Source organism: Microterricola viridarii (assembly GCF_900104895.1).
GTDB classification, from domain to species: Bacteria; Actinomycetota; Actinomycetes; order Actinomycetales; family Microbacteriaceae; genus Microterricola; species Microterricola viridarii.
In genome coordinates this window covers 3147515-3167639 of record NZ_LT629742.1, presented here as the reverse complement: position 1 = coordinate 3167639, position 20125 = coordinate 3147515, and the positions used below count along the sequence as shown (strand labels likewise).

Genomic DNA, 20125 nt, shown 5'->3' with positions numbered 1-20125 from the left:
CGTTCAGGCGGGCGCGGCCTGAGAGTTTTGACAGAGAGCGGCGGGCGACCGCTAGGCCAGCAGGCCCCGGATGTCGTCGGCTGTCAGCGCCGCGCTGAACGCGGCGTCGTCGTCGAGCACCGCGCTGAACACGCGCGCCTTCGCCTCCTTGAGCGCCATCACCTTCTCCTCGATGGTGCCGGTGGCGACCATCCGGTAGACCATCACGTTCTTCGTCTGACCGATGCGGTGCGCGCGGTCGACGGCCTGGGCCTCGCTGGCCGGGTTCCACCAGGGGTCGAGCAGAAACACGTAGTCGGCCTCGGTGAGGTTGAGCCCGAAGCCGCCGGCCTTGAGGCTGACCAGGAAGACGGGGGCGTCGCCCCGCTTGAAGCCGTCGATCGCCTCGTCGCGCTTCGTCGTCGAGCCGTCCAGGTAGGCGTACGCGATGCCGCGCTCCTCCAGCCGGGCGGCGGCCTTCTGCAGGAATCCGGTGAACTGGCTGAACACGAGGGCCCGGTGCCCCTCGGCGACGACGTCCTCGAGCTGTTCGAGCAGGGCGTCCAGCTTGCTAGAGGGGATGTGGGCGTACTTGGGGTCGACGAGCGAGGCGTCCAGGCTGAGCATGCGCAGCAGGGTGAGCGAGCGGAACACGATGAACCGGTTCTTGTTCATGTCGTCGATCAGGCCGAACAACTTCGCCCGCTCGCGCTGCAGCATCGTCTCGTACAGCTTGGCGTGGCGCGGCTCCAGGTCGATGGCGAGCGTCTGCTCGTGCTTGGCGGGCAGCTCCGGCGCGACGAGCTCCTTGGTGCGGCGCATCATCAGCGGGCGGATGCGGCGGCGCAGCGTCGCCAGCAGTTCGCGGTTCTCCGCCTTGTCGACGCCCTTCTCCAGACGCCGGACGTACGTCTCAGTGAACTTGCGGGCGCTGGGGAACAGGCCGGGCGCCGTGATCGAGAACATCGACCACAGCTCGAGCAGGTTGTTCTCCATCGGCGTTCCAGTGATGGCGAGCTTGAACGGCGCAGCGAACTCCTTGGCCACCTGATGGGCGCGCGCCTTGTGGTTCTTGACGAATTGCGCCTCGTCCAGCACCAGCCCGGCCCACTCCAGGGCGCCGTACGCGGCCTCGTCGAGGCGGAACAGCGCGTACGAGGTGATCAGCACATCGGCGCCGGCGGCCAGCTCGGCCAGCGTCTGCGTGCCCTTCGCCTGCGTCGTCTTCACCGTGCGCACGGTGAGGCCCGGCGTGAAGCGGGCGGCCTCGGCCGCCCAGTTCGAGACGACGGATGTCGGGGCGACGACGAGGAACGGCTGGCGCTGCCCGGCCGGCTTCTGCTCGACGGCGTGGGCGAACAGGGCCAGCGTCTGCAGCGTCTTGCCGAGCCCCATGTCGTCGGCGAGCACACCGCCCAGCTTGTGCCGCCAGAGGAAGGCGAGCCAGTTGTACCCGTCCAGCTGGTAAGGCCGGAGCGTGGCGGCGACGGCATCCGGCACCGGGGTCTGTTCGAGGGAGTCGATCGCGTTCAGCCCGGCGACGGACTCCCGCCACGACTGCGCCTGCTCGGTGTGGTCGGCGAGGTCTTCGAAATCGGCCCAGAGGCTGGTCTGGTAGCGGCTGATGCGCAGCCCGGTCTCCCATTCGGAGAGTGCCTTGGCCTCGGCGATGAGCACCCGCAGCCGGTCGAGGGCCGGGTGTTCGAGCGAGAGGTAGCTGTTGTCGATGAGCAGCAGCTTCTTGCGGTCTTTCGCCATCGCCTGGAACAGCGGGCCGAACGGAACTTTGCGCCCGCCGACAGTGACGACGACGCCGAGGTCGAACCAGTCGGTCTGGTCAGACTCGACGGTGCTGATGGTCAGCTCCGGGTCCTCGGTCAGCTCGCGGTAGTCGGGGCGTGTGCCCTGCACGTCGACGCGGACGCCGTCGATGCGCTCGATGCGCGGCAGCACGCCGGCGCAGAACTCGGCCGCGTCGATGCCCTGCAGCTGGCGGTGCTGCTCCTCGATCTCCTGATGGGTCTCGTCGTAGAGGCGCTCGGCGATCTCGGCCTCGGCCTCGGCGTCGTCTCCGGGCTCGCGGCCGTCCAGGTACTCCCAGTTCCACGCCAGCACGAGCACGTGCTTCGGCCGGAACATGGCGGTGAGCACGAGCGTCGGGCGCTGCAGGGCGGGCAGCTCGACGGAGTCGTCGCTGCTGGTGACGGCGATGCGCCGCCGCAGCTGCGGGTAGTAGCCCTCGAGGAACTCGGCGACCTCGTCCGGCGCGACGGCGAGCGGCTCCGGCTGGCCGAGGAGGGCGCGCAGTTCCGCGGTGAGGGGGGCGTCCAACGGGGCCAGCGTGATCGTGGTGTGCTGGGTGCTGGCCTTGTCGGCGGCAGACCCGGCGGCGTTCTCGTTGGCGGCGAGGGCGTCGGCCACCTTCTGGGCGGCGGTGCGCCGGCCGTAGCGCACCGGTTCGACGATCTCGGCGACCTCGCGCAGGTACACGCCGTGCTCGCCGATGGCGGCGGCCCGACCGGTGGGGTGGGCCGCGCCGTCGACGGTCAGCACGGGGGAGAGCAGCAGGCCGGCATCCGGCTTGGTGGCGTCCAAGCTCAGGCCGGCCTGCCCGGCGAGCCGAACGCTCAGGGTCTTGCTGGCGCCGAGCAGCGGGATGTCGAGCTCGGTGGCGCGCTCCAGCAGGCGCCAGAGCAGCGGGCTGGCGAACTCGTCGAGGATGATCCAGTCGGCGTCCTCGCCGGTGTAGGTGAAACGGGAGGCACGGTAGAGGGCGCCGAACTCGCAGAACCAGCGGTGCTGGGCGGTGTCGAGGTTGAGCCGGTTCGACTGGTAGCTGAGCGTGCCCCAGCTGATGCCGCTGCGCACCCAGTTGCCGCGCTCGTTGTGCAGCACCGGGCGCACCATGAGCTGGGCGCTCTGGCGTGCGCCGCCACGGGAGGACGGGCCGCCGAAGCTCGGCCGGGGCGGGCGGGCGCCGCCGCGCCAGCTCTGCGCGCCCCACGGGGTGGAGGAGCGCCGGGTCGGCTCGCGCAGCTCGAACTGCAGGCCCATCCGGGTGGGGCCGGCGGCGACCCGGGCGGTTCCGGTGCGGGAGCCGGTCGGGGCGCCCTCCTCGTCACTGCGGAGGCGCGCGTCGCCGGGCGGCTGCGCGATCGGGCCGAGCGCCTGCTTCCAGGCGGGGAGCGCGGGCGGCCGCGGGGAGTTCGGGGACACCCGGTTGGCGATCCCGGGCGAGCGGGCGCCCGCGGCCTCGCGGTTGTCCGGCTCGCTCGCCCACGGGGGGAGCTCGTCGTCGGATGCCACGGCGGAGTCGTCCGTCGGCTCGACATCGGACGGCCACCAGCCGTCGGCGCTGGTGCTCGCGTTCGACCGGCCGTCGTCGGCGACAGGCTCGGGGCGCTCGGCCGGCTCGGTGGTCTTGCGGCGGGCGGCCTCGCCGTTGGCGTTCAGGATGACGGCGGCGACGTGCGCGCAGTCCCCGCCGAGCGGGCAGCCGCAACCGCTGGCGAAGGGCGTGCCGAAGCCGCGGGTGGTGGGCTCGATGCGCACCGTGATCTCGAACGGGTCAGCGCCGGCATCCGTCACCACGCCGGTGAGGGTCTCGGTCATCTCGTGCCAGACGACGCCGCTGACGGACCCGTCGCGGGCGCGCCCCCGCCCACGCTCGTACAGGCCGCGGCCGACGAGGCGGATGATGTCGCCGACATCCACGAGCGGATACGTGGGTGCGAGCATGCACCCAGTGTGTCACGCCCCGCTGACAGCAAGCGCGGTGCGGGCGGCCGCGCGCGCCGCCCCGGCATCCGCCGGCGCACGATTGGGAGGCAACCGGGGGATCGGGAGGCGGTTCCGGGTCGGAAACGGCCGCCGCATCCGCCGAACGCCTCCCAACCCGTCGGAGGGGAGCCGCGGGTTGGCCTCGGTCGCTGGCGCTCCCTCGAGCCAACGGGGGAGCCGCCGGCCCGGCTACTCGCCGCTCGGGTGCGCCCCCAGCGCGTCGATCACCCAGGCGTAGTTGAACGCCCGCTCCCGCCAGGCACTGTACCGGCCGGAGACGCCGCCGTGCCCGGCCGCCATCTCGGTCTTGAGCAGCGCGTCCGCGCCGACCTCGCGCAGCTTCGCCACCCACTTGGCCGGCTCCACGTAGAGCACGCGGGTGTCGTTGATGCTCGTGACGGCGAGGATGCGGGGGTAGTGCGTGTCGTGCACGTTCTCCAGTGGCGAGTAGCCCTTCATGTAGAAGTAGACCTCCTCGTCGTGCAGAGGGTCGCCCCACTCGTCCCACTCGATCACCGTGAGCGGCAGCGAGGGGTCCAGGATCGAGGTGAGCGGGTCGACGAACGGCACCTCGGCGAGGATGCCGGAGAACAGCTGCGGGGCGAGGTTCGCCACGGCGCCCATGAGCAGCCCGCCGGCGCTGCCGCCCTCGGCCACCAGCCGGTCGCTGGCGGTGAAGTCGCGGTCGATCAGGTGCTTGGCGCAGGCGATGAAGTCGGTGAACGTGTTGCGCTTGTGCAGCTTCTTGCCGTTCTCGTACCAGAGCCGGCCGAGCTCGCCGCCGCCGCGCACGTGCGCGATGGCGAACACGATGCCGCGGTCGAGCAGGCTGAGCCGGGCGATGCCGAAGCTCGGGTCCATGCTGGCCTCGTAGGAGCCGTAGCCGTAGAGCAGCGTCGGCGCGGGCTCGCCCGGCGTCACGAGGTCGGTGCGGTAGACCAGCGAGATCGGCACCCGCGTGCCGTCAGGGGCCGTCGCCCACTCGCGCCGCTGCGTGTAGAGCGCCGGGTCGAACCGGCCCAGCACGGGCTGCTGCTTCAGCATCCGCAGCTCGTCCTCCTCCACGACGTAGTCGTAGACGGTCGACGGCGTGACGAAGCTCGTGTAGCCGAGGCGGATCGTCTTCTGGCCCCACTCGGGGTTGCCGGCCAGGCCGACGGCGAAAAGCTGCTCGTCGAAGTGCAGCTCGTGCGGGGTGTCCTCGTAGCGCCCGCCGTTGCGGGGCACCATCGCCACGGCCAGTCGGGTCAGCCCCTCGCGGCGGTATTCGATCGCCACGAAGTCGCGGAACGCCTCGACGCCCTCCAGACGCACCTCTGGGTTGTGCGCCAGGATGACGCGGCGCTCGCCGAGGGGGTCGGATGCCGCGACGCTGACCAGCTCGAAGTTGATGGCGTCGCGGTTGTGCACGATGAGCAGGCGGTCCTGCGTGCCGACCACGACGTGCTCGACGTCGTACTCGACGCCGTCCTCGCGCGGCCAGACCACGGCGAACTCGCCGGTCGGGTCGCCGGCGTCCAGCAGCCGGGTCTCGCTGGTGATGTTCGAGCCCAGCTCGATCACGAGGTACTTGCGGCTGCGGGTCGCGCCCACGCCCACCCAATAGCGCTCGTCCGGCTCGTGGAACACCTGGACGGCGGCCGCCTCCGCGCCGAGGTCGTAGCGCCAGACGGTGTCGGGGCGCCAGGCGTCGTCGACGGTCGTGTAGAAGATGTAGCGGCCGCTCGGGTCGAACAGGGCGCCGGCCGCCGTGTCCACGATCTCGTCGGCGAGGTCGTCGGCGGCGCTGAACCGGATGACGCCGGCCTCCGTCTCGTCCGCGCTGGCGGGCCGGTCGAGCATCCGCACCCGCAGCGTGTAGCGCTCATCGCCCTCAACGTCGACGCCGTACAGCAGCATGCTTCCGTCGGTGCTGAGGGCGAAGGTGCCGAGCTCGAAGAACTCGTGCCCCTCGGCCTCGGCGTTGTCATCGAGCAGCACCTGCTCGCCGGGCAGGGTGGTCGCCACCCGCGCCGTCACCGCCGGGCTCGCGGCGTTGTCGGGCGCCGCGGCCCCGGCCTCCGCGGCGGCGGGCGCGGCGATCGTCGGGGGAGTCCAGTCGTCGGCATCCGCAATGGGGGCCCGGCAGTGCACGCCGTACTGCTGGCCCTCGATGGTGCGGGTGAAGTACCACCAGTCGCCGCGGCGCACGGGCACGCTGAGGTCAGTCTCCTGTGTGCGCGCCTTGATCTCCTCGAAGAGCTGTTCCTGCAGGATGCTCAGGTGGGAGGTGCGGGCCTTCGTGTACGCGTTCTCCGCGTGCAGGTGCGCCTGAACGGCGGGGCTGTCTTTGTCGCGCATCCACTCGTAGTTGTCGACGTAGACGTCGCCGTGGTGAACGCGTTCCGTCGGAACCTGGGCGGCAAGCGGTGGCGTGAGCATGTCTTCAGGGTAAGCCTGAAGCGCATCCGGTGGGTGGTTTCGCTCGCGAACGCGGGGGTGCGCGTGCAGAATGGGCGCATGACGAGCGATTCCCCTGCCCGCGCCGTGCCGGCCCCCGCCGAGCCCGGGCCGCGCGACCTCGACCGGCTGCTCGATTCCATCCGGGTCGCCGCGCGCTCCCGCAGCCACGGCAACCATCCCTTCGGGGCCGTGTTGACGGATGCCGCCGGCACGGTGCTGCTCGAGGCCGAGAACACGGTCGTCACCACCGGGGACGCGACCGGCCACGCCGAGACCAACCTCGTGCGCCTGGCCTCCCGCGACTACACGCCGGCCGAGCTGGACTCGTGCACGCTGTACACGAGCTGCGAGCCGTGCGCGATGTGCGCCGGCGCCATCTACTGGGCCGGCATCGGCCGGGTCGTCTACGCGCTCGCCGAGGCGGAGCTGTACGCGATCACCGGCGCCAACCCGGAGAATCCCACGATGCGGCTGCCCTGTCGCGAGGTGTTCGCCGCCGGGCAACGCCCGACCGTCGTCTCCGGCCCGGCCGAGGTGCTCGCCGCCGAGGCCCGCGCGGTGCACGACGGGTTCTGGGTGTAGCCGCCCGCGTCGCTCCCTCTGGTTGAGCTCGGCGAACCCCGTGCCCGTTGGTTGAGCTTGTCGAAACTCGGCGAGCATCGGTAGCTGTCCGGAGGATTCCTTGGGTTGGGCTGCCGCCTTTCGCGACGCTGCGCGTCGCGCAGGTCTGCTTGGATGGACTCATGAATCTTGAAGTCAGTGCCGATGTCTACACCACCGCCTACATCGAAGATTTCGCCCGCTTCATCCAGGCCTCGCCGTCGTCGTACCACGCGGCCGCAGAGGTCGCGCGGCGACTGACGGAGGCCGGATTCACCGGCCTGGACGAGACTGCAGAGTGGCCGAGGCCCGTAGCGGATGCCGGTGCGAGCCACGACAACGCCAGCGACGACAACAGCGACGCCAGCTCCGACAACACCGACAGCGACGCCCCCGGCCGCTTCTTCGTCGTGCGCGACGGCGCGATCATCGCGTGGGTGCAGCCAGCGGCATCCGGCCCCACCACCCCGTTCCGTATCCTCGGCGCGCACACCGACTCGCCCGGTTTCAAGCTCAAGCCGAAGCCGACCACCGGGTCGAACGGCTGGCTGCAGGCCGGCGTCGAGGTCTACGGCGGCCCGCTGCTGAACTCCTGGCTCGACCGCGAGCTCGAGCTCGCCGGCCGCCTCGTCACCCGCGACGGCCACGCCCACCTGGTGCGCACCGGCCCGTTCCTGCGCATCCCGCAGCTCGCGATCCACCTCGACCGCGGCGTCAATGACGGCCTCACGCTCGACAAGCAGCGGCACACCCAGCCCGTCTGGGGCGTCGGCGACCCGAGCGAGGCCGACCTCCTCGGCCACCTCGCTGGCATCGCCGGGCTGAACCCCGAAGACGTCGCCGGCTACGACATCCTCACCGCCGACACCGCGGCGCCCGCCCGCTTCGGTCTGAACGAGGCGCTGTTCGCCTCCGGCCGCATGGACAACCTCAGCTCCGTCTACGCGGCCCTCGTCGCCCTGATCGACGTCGCCTCCCTCGCGACGGCGCCGAGCGGGTCGGATGCCGCAGCGCCCGCCCGCACGCCCGCAACCGTTCAGCACATCAGCGTGCTCGCCGCCTTCGACCACGAGGAGCTCGGCTCCGAGACCCGTTCCGGTGCCTCCGGACCGTTCCTGGCAGACGTGCTCAGCCGCATCGGCGACGGCCTCGGCGCGACCGCCTCGCAGCAGCTGCAGGCGTTCGCCGGCTCCTGGTGCGTCTCCGCCGATGCCGGCCACGCCGTGCACCCGAACTACGGTGAGCGGCACGACCCGAACGTGCGCCCGCACGCCGGCGGCGGACCGCTGTTGAAGATCAACGCCAACCAGCGTTACGCGACGGATGCCGCCGGCGCCGCCCTCTGGGTGCGCTCCTGCTCGGCGGCCGGCGTCTCGTTCCAGGAGTTCGTCTCGAACAACACCGTGCCGTGCGGCTCGACGATCGGACCGCTCACGGCCACCCGCCTCGGCATCCGCACCGTCGACGTCGGCGTGCCGCTGCTGTCGATGCACTCGGCTCGCGAGCTCGTGCACGTGGACGACGCCGTGGCGCTCAGCCGCGCCATCACCGCGTTCCTCCGCGGGGCATAGCGCCGGATCCTCACCCAACACGCCATACTGGCGCCATGGATCTGAGCATCGAAGGCCTCGGCGGCGGCGGAATCTGGTTCACCCTCTCGCTCATCAATGCGGGGCTGGCGGAGTCGAAGGGGCGCGGCCGCTTCAACTGGTGGCTGCTCTCACTGCTGCTCGGCCCGATAGCCACGCTGCTGATCGTGGTCATGCCGCGCGGCCCCTACGTCGACGAGCTGCCCGGGGCCCAGACCGAAGCCGGGCAGCTGAGCACGCCGTCCTGACGCGTGCTGCCGGATTCGGGCGGAGCTGTTCGCACTGACAGGGTTCGGCGTTAGAGTGCCCCCATGACGCGCATCGGCATCACAGGATCCACCGGCTACATCGGCGGTCTCGTCACCAAAGCCCTGGTTGCGGGGCCGGTGCCAGACCAGACACTCCGGCTCATCACGCGTGACCCGGCCAGGCTGCCGAGCCTCGACGGGGTCGCCAACGGCGACGTGCTCTCGGCGATCGAGGTGGTCCAGGCCTCCTACGACTCGGTCACGGCCGTCGACCTCGGCGAGCTCGACGTCGTCTTCATGGTGTCGGCCACCGAGTCTGCGGACCGGCGCGACCAGCACCGCCACTTCGTGCGGGCCGCCACGAACGCCGGCGTGCCGCACATCGTCTACACCTCGTTCGTCGGGGCCGATCCGGGGGCGACCTTCACCCTCGCACAGGACCACGCCTACACGGAGGAGGTCATTCGGGCCAGCGGCATGCGCTTCACCTTCCTCCGCGACAACCTCTACCTCGACCTGCTGCCGCACTTCGCCGACGAGAACGGCGTGATCCGCGGCCCGGCCGGGCAGGGGCGGGTCGCCGCGGTGGCGCGGGCCGATGTCGCGGATGCCGCCGTCGCCGTCATCCGCGACCTGCCGTCCCACCTGGACGCGACGTACTCGCTCACCGGGCCGGAGGCGCTCACCCTCGACGAGATCGCGGCCGCGACAGGGCTGACGTTCCACAACGAGACGGTCGAGGAGGCCTATGCCTCCCGCGCCCACTACGGGGTGGAGCAGTGGCAGCTGGACGCCTGGGTGAGTACATACACGGCCATCGCCGACGGTTCTCTGGCCGCGGTGAGCAACGACGTGCGCCGGCTCACCGGGCACCCGGCGCGCGGCCTCGCAGACCTGTTCCCGCCCGCGTCGGCCTAGCCGGTTTTCTCTCAGCGGTCAGTCCCGGCACTCCCGTCGGCCCCGTGAGCCCCGCCGCCGGGACCAAGCGAACCTGCCCCGCCGGTTGAGCCTGTCCCCACGTCGGCTTCCTTCTCCCCGCGTCGACTTCTCCCCGCGTCGACTTCTCCCCGCGTCGACTTCTCCCCACGTCGACTTCTCCCCGCGTCGACTTCTCCCCACGTCGGCTGCTCCCCACGTCGACCGGCCCCCTCTCCCAGCGTCGGCTTCCTTCTCCCCACGTCGACCGGCCCCCTCTCCTCACGTGGGCTGGGCACCTCTCCTCACGTCGGCTTCCCTCTCCCCACGTCGGCTGAGGGAGCGAGGAACGAGCGACCGAAGCCCGGTTTCCGACCGACCACCCCGGGTGGGCTCCGCTGGTTGTGCCTTTCGATACACAGCCAGTCTCACGCGATGTCGGGGCTTCGGTCGCTGGCGCTCCCTCCAGCCGGCGTGCAGCGCCCCGCCTTCTCTCCACGCGTCGGCCGGGCTCCTCTCCCCAAGTCGGCTGGGCTCCAACCCCCAAGTCGGCTGGGCTCCAACCCCCAAGTCGGCTGGGCTCCGACCCCCACGTCGGCTGGGCTTCCGTCTCCACGTCGGCTGAGCTTCTCTCCCCACGTCGGCTGAGGGAGCGAGGAACGAGCGACCGAAGCCCGGTTTCCAGCCCGAACGCGGCGCCACTTCCGACGCTACCGCAGCCCACCGACATTCCGCGGAAAGTTATCCACATCAGGGATTTTCTTCGTCAAACCCTTGCTTTCCGCCGTAGAATAGGAGCATGGGAATCGCGGCGGGGCAGCTGGCGGAGGCACAGTCTCTCCTGGCCCGCGCACTCGCCGGATCCGATGAGCGGATGCTGCGCGATGACGCCCTGCTCGAGCTCACCGCGGCGGCCGAGGCCGTCGGCCGGCTCGCCGATTCCCTCCGGCTGAGGGTGGCCGGGGAGGTGGCGTTCCGCTCCCGCCGGGAGCTCGGCGAGGACCGGCTGTCGGCCAGGAAGGGCTGCCGCAACGGGGTCGAGCTCCTCGCCCGGACCACGCTCGCCTCCGAGCGCACGATCACCCAGCGGATGCGGCTCGGCGCGGCCACGAGGCCCCGCACCGCTTTGAGCGGCGACACACTCCCCGCCGCGTTCCCCGAAACTGCCGCAGCACTCCGGTCCGGCGTCCTCGGCTACGACAGCGCCCTGGCGATCGTCGACACCCTCGACCCGATCCGGTCCCGGGTCGGCGACCTCAACGTCGAACACGCCGAGACCGCCCTCGTCGCCGCGGCGACCGGCCCGACCCTGGAGTCGCCGCTGCCGTTCGCGGCGGACGAGGTGCGCGGGCAGGCCCGCGTCTGGGAGAGCGTCCTCGACGAGGACGGCACGATCCCGGCCGAAGAACGGGCCATGGCCGCCCGCGGCATCAGCGGCGGCCTCACCCGGGACGGCCTGGTCCACCGCAAGATGGCGCTGTTGCCCGAGATCGACGCGAAGTTCGAGACCCTGCTGAACGCCTACCTGAGCCCGCGCTCGAAGCCCACCTTCACCGACGCCGACCCGGACCAGCCGAAGGACCCCCGCGCGACCGCGCAGGCCCGGCACGACGTCTTCGCGAGCCTGATCGACGGCGCCGCCCGCAGCGCCGCCGCCCCGACGATGGGCGGCGCTGCGCCGACGGTGCTGGTCTCGGTGCGGCAGGCCGACCTCGCCGCCGGCAGCGGCGCCGGGTTCATCGAGGGCTGCGAGGCGCCGATCTCCCTGCGGGCGATTGAGCAGTTCGTGTGCGCCGGCGGCCTCCAGCATGCGTTGATCGACGACGACGGCCGCCTGATCAGTTTGAGCAGCACCGACCGGGTGTTCAACGCGCAGCAGCGGCGGGCGATCAGCCTCCGCGACGGCGGCTGCATCATCCCCGGCTGCACCATCCCCGCGGCCTGGTCGGAGATCCACCACGTCATCGCGTACCGGGACGGCGGCGAGACCGAGGTGTGCAACGGGGTCCTCCTCTGCTGGTTCCACCACCGCACCATCGAGACGAGCGGCTGGCGGATCCTGATGATCGACGGCGTCCCGCACGTGAAACCGCCGCCCTGGCTGCGGAACGGCCGCACCGACGCCGGGACGCCGTGGCGAAGATCGACGAAGTCCCGCACCCAGCTGGCCGACCTGCTGGAACAGCGCGAGCGCCAGCCCGTGCTCGTCGAGTAGGCCGCCGGTCGAGTCGAACAACACCCGCCCACCAGTCAACTGCCGAGCCCGTGCCCGAGATCTACTAGATGAGTGAGTCCTGCAGGACCTCGACCCGGCTGGTCTGTTCTCGTCGATGTGAACCAGCGGTGTGATCCCGCCACTCACTTCGACAGGTTCGCCCGGTCATGATCGTTACCTGGCTGTCTTCCGGGTGAGCGCGTTCTGGACGAGGGTATGACGAGACACGGCCTAGGCGCCGCCTGTGCCTGTGCCTGTGTCTGTGCCTGGCCCTGTGCGGCGCGGCCTGGTCAGGCCTGCAGTGCCAGGGTGAACGGCAGCACCGCGCCGGCTCCGTGCTGACGCAGCAGCCGGCCGGCAATGGTCAGGGTCCACCGGCTGTCGGCGATGTCGTCAACGAGCAGGATGGGGCGGCCGGCGTACTGTTCCAGTGCGGCGGCGAGCTCAGGTCCGACGGCGAAACGGTCCCAGACGTTGGAGAGCCGGTAGGCGCTGTTGCCGCCGGAGCCCCCGGTCGGGCCCCCGTTGGCCCAGTCCAGGGTGCCGAGCAGCGGCAGTCTGCCGCGCTCCGAGATGGCCTGCGCCACTGAGCCGACGAGCTGCGGATGCCGACGCGACGGCATCGCGACGACCGCAGCCGGGCGCTCCTCCCAGCCCCACTCGGCGAGCACCCGCACACAGGCCTGCAGCAGCGCCGGGGTCGCCGGAGCGTCGCTCGGGTTGGCACCGTGGGGGGAGTCATACTCTCCCGCTGGTTGAGCCTGTCGAAACGCCTCCTGCTCGGCGGCGCTCGGGGCGAAGATCGCCCGCAGCGGGCCGCCCCAGCCGAGGTCGCTCAGCCGGGCCAGCGCCCGGCCGGGCTCCAGCCGCTCGCCGGGCGGGATGTTGCCCTTCACCGGCACGCCGAGCGAGGCCACCCCGGTGGGCCACTGGGCACGCGGCTCGATGGCCACGCCGACCCGATCGAGGGAAGCGCTGGCGCTGGCCGCGGCATCCGCGGCCACATCAGCCGGGTACCAAATTCCCGCACAGTTGTCGCAGCGCCCGCACGGCACCGCGGTGTCGTCGTCGAGGGCACGCTGCAGGAACGCCATCCGGCACTCCGTGGTGCGCTCGTACTCGATCATGGAGCGCTGCTCGGCGACGCGCTCGGCGGCGATGCGGGCATAGCGCTCCCGGTCGTAGACCCACGGCTGCCCGGTGGAGCTCCAGCCGCCCTGCACCCGGCGCACGGCGCCGTCGACGTCGAGCACCTTGAGCAGCAGTTCCAGCCGGGAGCGGCGCAGGTCGACGATCGACTCCAGTGCCGGGGTGGAGAGGGGCCGCTCGCTCTGCGCGAGCGCGGTCAACACGGCCTGAGCCTTCTCCTCGTCGGGCATGGATGAGGTGGCGAAGTACGTCCAGATAGCTTCGTCCTCGATGCCGGGCAGCAACAGAACGTCGGCGTTGTCGGTGGCGCGGCCGGCGCGGCCGACCTGCTGGTAGTAGGCGACGGGGGAGGAGGGCGCGCCGAGGTGCAGCACGAAGCCGAGGTCGGGCTTGTCGAAGCCCATGCCGAGCGCGCTGGTGGCGACGAGCGCCTTGAGCTCATTGCGCTTGAGCTGGCCCTCGAGCGCCTCCCGCTCGTCGGTGTCGGTCTGCCCGGTGTAGGCGTAGACGGCGTGGCCGGCCTCACGCAGCAGCCGAGCGGTGTCCTCGGCGGCGGCGACGGTCAGCGAGTAGATGATGCCGCTGCCGGGCAACTCGGCCAGGTGACTGAGCAGCCAGGCCAGGCGCGCCTTCGCGTCGGGCAGGCGCAGCACGCCGAGGCGCAGCGAGGCGCGGGCGAGCGGGCCGCGGATGGTGAGCACCGGGGCGGCGTCGGCCGGGTCGCCGTGCGAGGCGGCCACGGAGAGCTGCTCGGCGACATCCGTCACCACTCGGCTGTTGGCGGTCGCCGTCGTCGCGAGCACGGGCACGCCGGCCGGCATCTCGGCGATCAGCTCGCGCAGGCGCCGGTAGTCGGGGCGGAAGTCGTGGCCCCAGTCGCTGATGCAGTGCGCCTCGTCGACGACGAGCAGGCCGACCCGGTCGATCAGCGCGGGCAGCTGCTCGTCGCGGAAGCGCGGGTTGTTCAGGCGCTCGGGGGAGACGAGCAGCACGTCGACCTCGTCGGCGCGCAGTTGCTCGAGCACGGCGCCCCACTCGTGGGCGTTGGCGGAGTTGATCGAGACGGCGCGCACCCCGGCGCGGGCGGCGGCGGCGACCTGGTCGCGCATGAGGGCGAGCAATGGCGAGACGAGGATGGTGGGGCCGGCTCCGGCGTCGCGCAGAAGCTTGGTGGCGACGAAGTAGACCGCGGACTTGCCCCAGCCGGTGCGCTGCACGACGAGGGCGCGGCGGCGCTCGGCGACGAGGGCCTGGATCGCCTCGAACTGCCCGTCGTGGAAGTCGGCGTCGGGCCGGCCGACGAGGGCGCGCAGCGCTGCGAGGGCGGCGGGGCGGATGCCGCCGGCACCAGAGTCGGGGGAGTAGGCGGCGGCGGGCTGCTCGGCGTTCTGCACGGCGTTCTGCACGTCTGTGTCTTGCACGTCTGCGTTCTGCATGTTGTTCACGGCTACAGCCTGACAGACGTCGCTGACATCGTGCCCCGCACACAGCAAAGCGCGCGGCCGAAGAAGGCGGAGCTAGCGGGAGAAGCTGTCGGCGTCGCGGCGGGCGTCGGCCTGACGCGCGACCCGCACCGGAACGGCGCGGCGTCTGGGGGCGACGAGGCCGAGCAGCATGGGCACGAGAAGCCCGGATGCCGACAGGAGGATCCACCACATTTCCTGGGTCATGCGATCAGGCTAAATCCGGTTGCTGGGCAATCGCCGAGCGCGCGCTGAGCGCCGCATCACGGAAGGATGCGAAATTCTGCAAACGGATGCCGCGGCGTGGCGTCGGGTGCGTCGCTGACCTCGATCGACGAGACGTCGGATCCGAGCGGCCCGCGACCAAGCCAGTCCAGCATGCGCGCCACCGCCTCGGCGTCGCCGCGGACCTCGGCCTCGACGGCGCCGTCAGAGCGGTTGCGCACCCAGCCGGCGACGCCGAGGCGTTCCGCCTCGGCGCGGGCGGTGTAGCGGAAGCCGACGCCCTGCACGAGGCCGTGCACGAGGACGTGCTTCGCAACCTGGTCGCCGGGAGGCTGGTTCATGTCGGCATCCTACGCTCGCCCCGCGTCCCCCTCGCCGTTGGCTCGCTTCCCTCGCCGTTGGCTCGCTTTCCTCCCGTTGGCTCGAGGGAGCTTGCGACCGAAGCCAACGACCTGAGCCGGCCTGGTCGCGGTGGCTGCGCGGCTTCGGTCGCTCGTTCCTCGCTCCCTCGAGCCGCCGTGGGGAGTTCCCGTTGGCTCGAGGGAGCTTGCGACCGAAGCCAACATCCGGGTGCCTGCCTGGTCGTGGTGGCTGTGCGGCTTCGGTCGCTCGTTCCTCGCTCCCTCGATCCGCCGTGGGGAGTTCCCGTTGGCTCGGATCTCTCGACGCTGCGCGAACCGGGAATCCACTGGTTAAGAGTCAGTTGCTCTGCGAACTGCATCGCTGAGTGAAGCGGGTAGACACCCCTCCCGTTGGCTCGAGGGAGCTTGCGCCGTTCGACTCTCAGTCGGCCGGAGTCGTCGCGCCCGCCTTGGACGCCGCGGAGAGCGGGTCGCGGTAGCTGTTCAGCAGGGTGCCGTTGGCGAAGCGGCGCGTGCCGGTCAGCTCGAGCTTGATCTGCTCGGCGAAAAGCGGGATGCCGTGGCCGAGCGCGATCGGGTGCACGTACAGGCGCACCTCGTCAATCAGGTGCTCGCGGAACAGCGACTGGGCGAAGCGGGAGCCGCCGGCGACGCTGATCGCCGTCCCCTTCGCGGCGCGCAGGGCGGCGATCTCCTTGGCCGGCGACGCCGTGGCCAGGCGCGAGTTCTCCCAGTCCACGCTCTTCAGCGTGGTCGAGAAGACGATCTTCTGCTGGGCATTCAGGATCTTCGCCAGCGGCTCCGTGGCCGTCGGCCAGTAGGCGGCCTGGTCGAGGTAGTTCACCCGTCCGAGCAGCATCGTGTCGGAGCCCTGCATCAGCACCTCCTGGTGGGCGAACAGTTCATCGTCGAGCCGCTCCATCGCCCAGTCCAGTTCGCCCTCCGGCCCGGCGACAAAACCGTCCAGGGTGATCTGCATCCCCAGGCTCACAATCCTCATGGTCCTTCTCCCTCTCTGAGCCGCCGGTTCGGCGCGACGGGCGGATGCCGCGGCATCCGCCCGGGACACCCGGCAGTGGCGAACCTAGGTCGGGGCCAACACGCTGTCAAGCGTTGGCGGCGCCCGCCGGCGTCATCCGGCATCATGGGCGCATGACAGCCAGCCAGCCCACTGCGTCCTCTGTGTCCCCCGTCGCGCCCATCTTCGGTGCGGAGCCGGCCGCCAGCCCGACCGAGACCATCGCCCACCTCCGGGCGAAGCTCGCTTTCGAGACCGACGCCTCCGACGTCTGGGCCGAGCTCGAAGCGGGCGCCCAGAGCTTCGTGCTGGTCGACACCCGCAGCGATGCGGCCTGGGCGCAGGGCCGCGCAGCCGGGGCCGTGCACCTGCCGACCGCCCGGATCGCCGGCGGGGCCGCGGCGCTCCTGCCCGCCGGGACGAACGTCGTCGTCTACTGCTGGAGCCCCGGATGCAACGGCAGCACCAAGGCGGCCCTCGCTCTCGCCCTGCAGGGCTACGCGGTGCGCGAGATGATCGGCGGCTTCGAGTACTGGGCCAGGGAGGGCTACCCGGTGGAGACGGATGCCGGCACCGCAGCCGGTCCGGTGGACCCGCTGGTCGGCCCGGTCTCGGCGGGCACGGGGGCCGCCGGCATCCGCTGCGACTGCTAACGCGCGCGCCGAGGCTGGGAACATTCCGATTTTCTTCTGTGCCCCACCGGACTGCGCGCCTACTATGAACCATGGATGTGACGCTTCGCGCACTGCAGACCGCTGTTCCCCCCACCGTGCTGGTGCAGGAGGAGGTGCGTGACGTCTTCGCCAGCCAGCCCGGCCTCGGCCGGCTCGGCCAACGCCTGGTCAGCACGGCCTTCAACTCCTCCGGAATCGAGACTCGATACTCGGTGATCGAGGAGCTCTCGCTGGAGCAATCCCCGGGCGAGCACCAGTTCTTCGACGCCGAGACGGGGCTGTTGCTCAGCCCGGGCACCAAGGTGCGCAACGAGCTCTACGCCGACCAGGCGACACTGCTCTTCGTCGAGGCCGCACGGCGCTCGCTCGCAGCCTGCCCCGGCGTCGAGGCCGCCGACGTCACCCACGTCATCACGGTCTCGTGCACCGGGTTCTACCAGCCCGGGCCCGACTACATGCTGGTGCGCCAGCTGGGGCTGGCGGCATCCGTTCAGCGCTACCACCTGGGATTCATGGGCTGCTACGCGGCCATGCCGGCTCTGCGCACCGCCCGGCAGTTCGTCGAGGCCGATCCGGACGCCGTCGTGCTGGTCGTCAGCGCCGAGCTCTGCACGCTGCACCTGCGCAGCTCGAACGACCCGGACGAGATCGTCGCCTCCTCGCTGTTCGCCGACGGCGCGGCCGCCGGCATCGTCAGCTCGCGCCCACCGGCGGACGGCGAGCTCGCATTCGTGCTCGACCGCTCCGAGACCGTGATCACCCCCGTCGGCGAGGGCGACATGGCCTGGCGCATCGGAGACAACGGCTTCGAGATGGTGCTCTCCAGCTACGTGCCGCACATCATCGACGAGCACATCGGCGGCGCGCTTGCCCCCCTGTTCGCCCCCGAGCCGGTGCTCGCCGCGGCGCTCGCCGCCGGGGCCGCCGGGCAGAGCGTGCAGCACTGGGCGATCCATCCGGGCGGGCGCAGCATCCTCGACAAGGTCGAGCAGAAGCTCGGCCTCAGCGAGGCGCAGTTGGTGCCGGCCCGCGAGACGCTGCGCGACTTCGGCAACATGTCGAGTGCGACGGTGCTGTTCGTGCTGAAGAAGATCTTGGAGGCACCCGCGACGGCCGAGGGCGAGCGGGTGCTCGCGATGGCGTTCGGGCCGGGGCTCACCGTCGAGACGGCGCTGCTGACCGTGGCCGGGGTGCGGGTTCCACAGGCCGCGGAGGCGCCGACGGCTGCCGGGGCGAACACCGAGGCGAATGCGGCCGCCCCGCAGCCCGCCGCAGCTTCGGTACTGACGACGTGACCCGCTGGGGTTGGCCGCTGCGCTCGAGGGCGACGGACGCCACCGAGCTCATGGACGCCGCCGACGCCGACCCGGAGACGCTGGCGCGCACCTACGAGCAGTTTCGCCTGGTCAACGCCGCCGTCTCCGGGTGGCGCGACATCTACCGCCGCTTCGTCCGGCCGCACCTCTCGGCGACCCGTGACACGACGCTGCTCGACATCGGCGCCGGCGGCGGTGACCTGCCCCTCTCGCTGGCCCACTGGGCCACCAACGACGGCCTGCGCCTGCAGATCACGGCCATCGACCCGGATGCCCGGGCCGACGAGTTCGCCCGGCGCCAGCTCGTGTTGCGCCACCCGGCCCGGTTGCAGCCCGGCGTCGGCGGTGTGGAGTTCCGGCGCGCATTCAGCTCCGAGCTCGTCGCCGAGGGCGCCCAGTTCGACCTGGTGATCTCCAACCACATGCTGCACCACCTCACCCCCGCCGAGCTCGGCGGCCTGCTCTTCGACAGCGAGCGGCTGGTGCGGCCGGCGTCCGACCCCACAAGCCCAGGCAACGCTGTCGGCCCGAACGGCCGGCGGCTGCCGCGCGCGCTGCACAGCGACATCACCCGGAGCGCCCTGGCCTACGCGGGATTCGCGCTGGGCACGCTGCCGTTCGCCCGCAACCTCTTGAATCGCTCGTACATCCGTGCCGATGGCCTCACCTCCATTCGCCGCAGTTACCGGCCGGCCGAGCTGCAGGCCGCCCTGCCGCCGGGCTGGTCGGTCCTGCCGCAGAGCCACTTCCGCTACCTGCTCACCTGGGCTGGTCCCGATGTCTGACACGCTAGACCCGGGCACCGACACGGCCCCGGAGGCCCCAGACGCAGCTCGCGCGACTGACGCCGCGGACGCAACGGCCGCCCCGGACGCCACAGACGCAGCGGACGCAGAGGTCGTGGACGTCGCAGTCGTCGGCGCCGGCCCGGTCGGGCTGCTCCTCGCCTGCCTGCTGGTGCAGCGGGGGCTGAGCGTCGTCGTGCTCGAGGCGCGCGAGCAGGCCTCTGAGCACTCCCGAGCGATCGGCATCCACCCGCCCGGCCTCGCCGTGCTCGCCCAGCTCGGGCTCGCCGACGCGGCCGTCTCCGCCGGGACCCCGATCTTCCGCGGGGAGGCATGGTGCGACGGCGAGGTCCTCGGCGGGCTCGACATCAGCGAGGCGGCCGGCCGCTACCCCTTCGTGCTTGCCCTGCCGCAGCGGGACACGGAGCGGCTGCTCCGCGAACGGCTCACCGAGCTCTGCGACGGCCGCGACCCGGTGCGCCGCGGCGCGCGCGTCGTCGCGCTCTCGCAGCGGGAAGACATCGTGCAGGTGCGGCTGGCCGCAGGCGCCGGGCTGCGGGCGCGCTACGCCGTCGGTGCTGACGGCGCGCGGAGCCGCGTCCGCGAGTACCTGGGCATCAGCTGGCGCGCGGTCGGCGACGCGCAGCCGTACCTGATGGGCGATTTCCGCAGCGAGCAGAGCGGGCCCGCGCGGTCGGGCGTGCGGGGCAGCCCGATGGCCGCGCCGCACATGGCGACGACCGCGCTGCTCGCCTTCGAGCGCGAGGGAGTCGTCGAGTCCTTCCCGCTGCCGGGCGGCTGGCGCCGCTGGGTGGTGCTCACCGGGCGATTGCGCCCGGAGGCGACGGCCGACGAGCTCGCCGCCATCGTGCGGCAGCGCACCGGAATCGTGCTGGACGCGGCAGCCGCCACCGCCGGGAACGACGACAACCACGCCCACGACAGCGACCATGACAACGCGCAGCGCACCGCCCGCTCGATCAGCGCGTTCGCCGTGCGGCAGCACCGGGCCGGCACCATGGCGGCCGGCCGTGTCGCCCTGCTCGGCGACGCGGCGCACGAGGTGAGCCCGATCGGCGGCCAGGGCATGAACCTCGGCTGGCTGGATGCCGCAGCCCTCGCCCCAGCCCTCGAGCTGGGCGTGCGCGGCGGGCACGCGCTGGGCTCCCGCGCCCTCGCCGACTACAGCGCCCGCCGCGGCTGTGCCGCCCGCCGCACCGTGCTGCAGGCCTCGTTCAACATGGGCGTCGGGCGGCCGGCGCGCGGCAGCCGCCTCGCAGCGCGCAACGCGCTCGTGCGGCTGCTGGCCCGGCCGCCGTTCCGGGCGCTGCTGGCGCAGGCGTTCACCATGCGCGGGCTCTGAGC

General features: G+C 71.7%; 15 protein-coding genes. 9 read left to right on the top strand and 6 right to left on the bottom strand.

The genetic code is table 11. From position 1 onward, the window contains the following. Window positions 1–51: 51 nt before the first annotated feature. Window positions 52–3717, bottom strand: a complete 3666-nt coding sequence (locus BLT62_RS14525; RefSeq protein ID WP_231919229.1) for a DEAD/DEAH box helicase — start codon at window positions 3715–3717, stop codon at window positions 52–54. 231 nt (window positions 3718–3948) lie between these two features. Continuing rightward, window positions 3949–6180, bottom strand: coding sequence for a S9 family peptidase (locus BLT62_RS14520; protein ID WP_083364703.1), 2232 nt, complete (start codon window positions 6178–6180; stop codon window positions 3949–3951). Window positions 6181–6258: 78 nt separating this feature from the next. On the opposite strand from BLT62_RS14520, the gene BLT62_RS14515 reads away from it, so the two are divergent. The 5 genes from BLT62_RS14515 to BLT62_RS14495 all read left to right on the top strand — a co-directional run bounded on the left by BLT62_RS14515 (window position 6259) and on the right by BLT62_RS14495 (window position 11768). Then, a complete protein-coding gene (locus tag BLT62_RS14515; protein WP_083364702.1) occupies window positions 6259–6783 on the top strand; it encodes a nucleoside deaminase in 525 nt (174 codons plus the stop codon). Between the two features lie 161 nt (window positions 6784–6944). Beyond that, a complete protein-coding gene (locus tag BLT62_RS14510; RefSeq protein ID WP_083364701.1) occupies window positions 6945–8372 on the top strand; it encodes a M18 family aminopeptidase in 1428 nt (475 codons plus the stop codon). Window positions 8373–8407: 35 nt separating this feature from the next. Beyond that, complete coding sequence (locus BLT62_RS14505; protein ID WP_083364700.1) at window positions 8408–8638, top strand: hypothetical protein; 231 nt, start codon at window positions 8408–8410, stop codon at window positions 8636–8638. 63 nt (window positions 8639–8701) lie between these two features. Further along, window positions 8702–9556 (top strand): NAD(P)H-binding protein, encoded by an 855-nt coding sequence (locus tag BLT62_RS14500; RefSeq protein WP_083364699.1) that lies wholly within the window; start codon window positions 8702–8704, stop codon window positions 9554–9556. A 796-nt stretch (window positions 9557–10352) separates the two neighbouring features. After that, window positions 10353–11768 (top strand): HNH endonuclease signature motif containing protein, encoded by a 1416-nt coding sequence (locus BLT62_RS14495; RefSeq protein WP_083364698.1) that lies wholly within the window; start codon window positions 10353–10355, stop codon window positions 11766–11768. 290 nt (window positions 11769–12058) lie between these two features. Here BLT62_RS14495 and BLT62_RS14490 read toward each other — a convergent pair whose 3' ends face one another. The 4 genes from BLT62_RS14490 to BLT62_RS14480 all read right to left on the bottom strand — a co-directional run bounded on the left by BLT62_RS14490 (window position 12059) and on the right by BLT62_RS14480 (window position 15967). Further along, the gene (locus BLT62_RS14490) at window positions 12059–14353 is read right to left on the bottom strand and encodes a RecQ family ATP-dependent DNA helicase (protein WP_083365501.1); all 2295 of its coding nucleotides are present in this window, start codon (window positions 14351–14353) and stop codon (window positions 12059–12061) included. Window positions 14354–14434: 81 nt separating this feature from the next. Then, window positions 14435–14587 (bottom strand): hypothetical protein, encoded by a 153-nt coding sequence (locus BLT62_RS17745; RefSeq protein ID WP_156786368.1) that lies wholly within the window; start codon window positions 14585–14587, stop codon window positions 14435–14437. A gap of 56 nt (window positions 14588–14643) precedes the next feature. Next, entirely contained in the window at window positions 14644–14946 is a 303-nt protein-coding gene (locus BLT62_RS14485; protein ID WP_083364697.1) for an acylphosphatase, read from the bottom strand. Window positions 14947–15388: 442 nt separating this feature from the next. After that, on the bottom strand, window positions 15389–15967 hold the full coding sequence (locus BLT62_RS14480; RefSeq protein WP_083364696.1) for a dihydrofolate reductase family protein: 579 nt from the start codon (window positions 15965–15967) through the stop codon (window positions 15389–15391). 152 nt (window positions 15968–16119) lie between these two features. Between BLT62_RS14480 and BLT62_RS14475 the strand changes: the two genes are divergently transcribed. From BLT62_RS14475 to BLT62_RS14460, 4 genes are all read left to right on the top strand, one after another. Next, window positions 16120–16638 carry a rhodanese-like domain-containing protein gene (locus BLT62_RS14475; protein ID WP_083364695.1) on the top strand — a complete coding sequence of 173 codons (519 nt, stop codon included), beginning with the start codon at window positions 16120–16122 and terminating at the stop codon, window positions 16636–16638. 71 nt (window positions 16639–16709) lie between these two features. Then, window positions 16710–17954: a type III polyketide synthase gene (locus tag BLT62_RS14470; RefSeq protein ID WP_083364694.1), complete on the top strand. Its 1245-nt coding sequence runs from the start codon at window positions 16710–16712 to the stop codon at window positions 17952–17954. Continuing rightward, a complete protein-coding gene (locus tag BLT62_RS14465; protein ID WP_231919227.1) occupies window positions 17951–18760 on the top strand; it encodes a methyltransferase domain-containing protein in 810 nt (269 codons plus the stop codon). The genes BLT62_RS14470 and BLT62_RS14465 overlap by 4 nt, the downstream gene beginning before the upstream one ends. After that, complete coding sequence (locus tag BLT62_RS14460; protein ID WP_083364693.1) at window positions 18753–20123, top strand: FAD-dependent oxidoreductase; 1371 nt, start codon at window positions 18753–18755, stop codon at window positions 20121–20123. The genes BLT62_RS14465 and BLT62_RS14460 overlap by 8 nt, the downstream gene beginning before the upstream one ends. Window positions 20124–20125 lie beyond the last annotated feature (2 nt).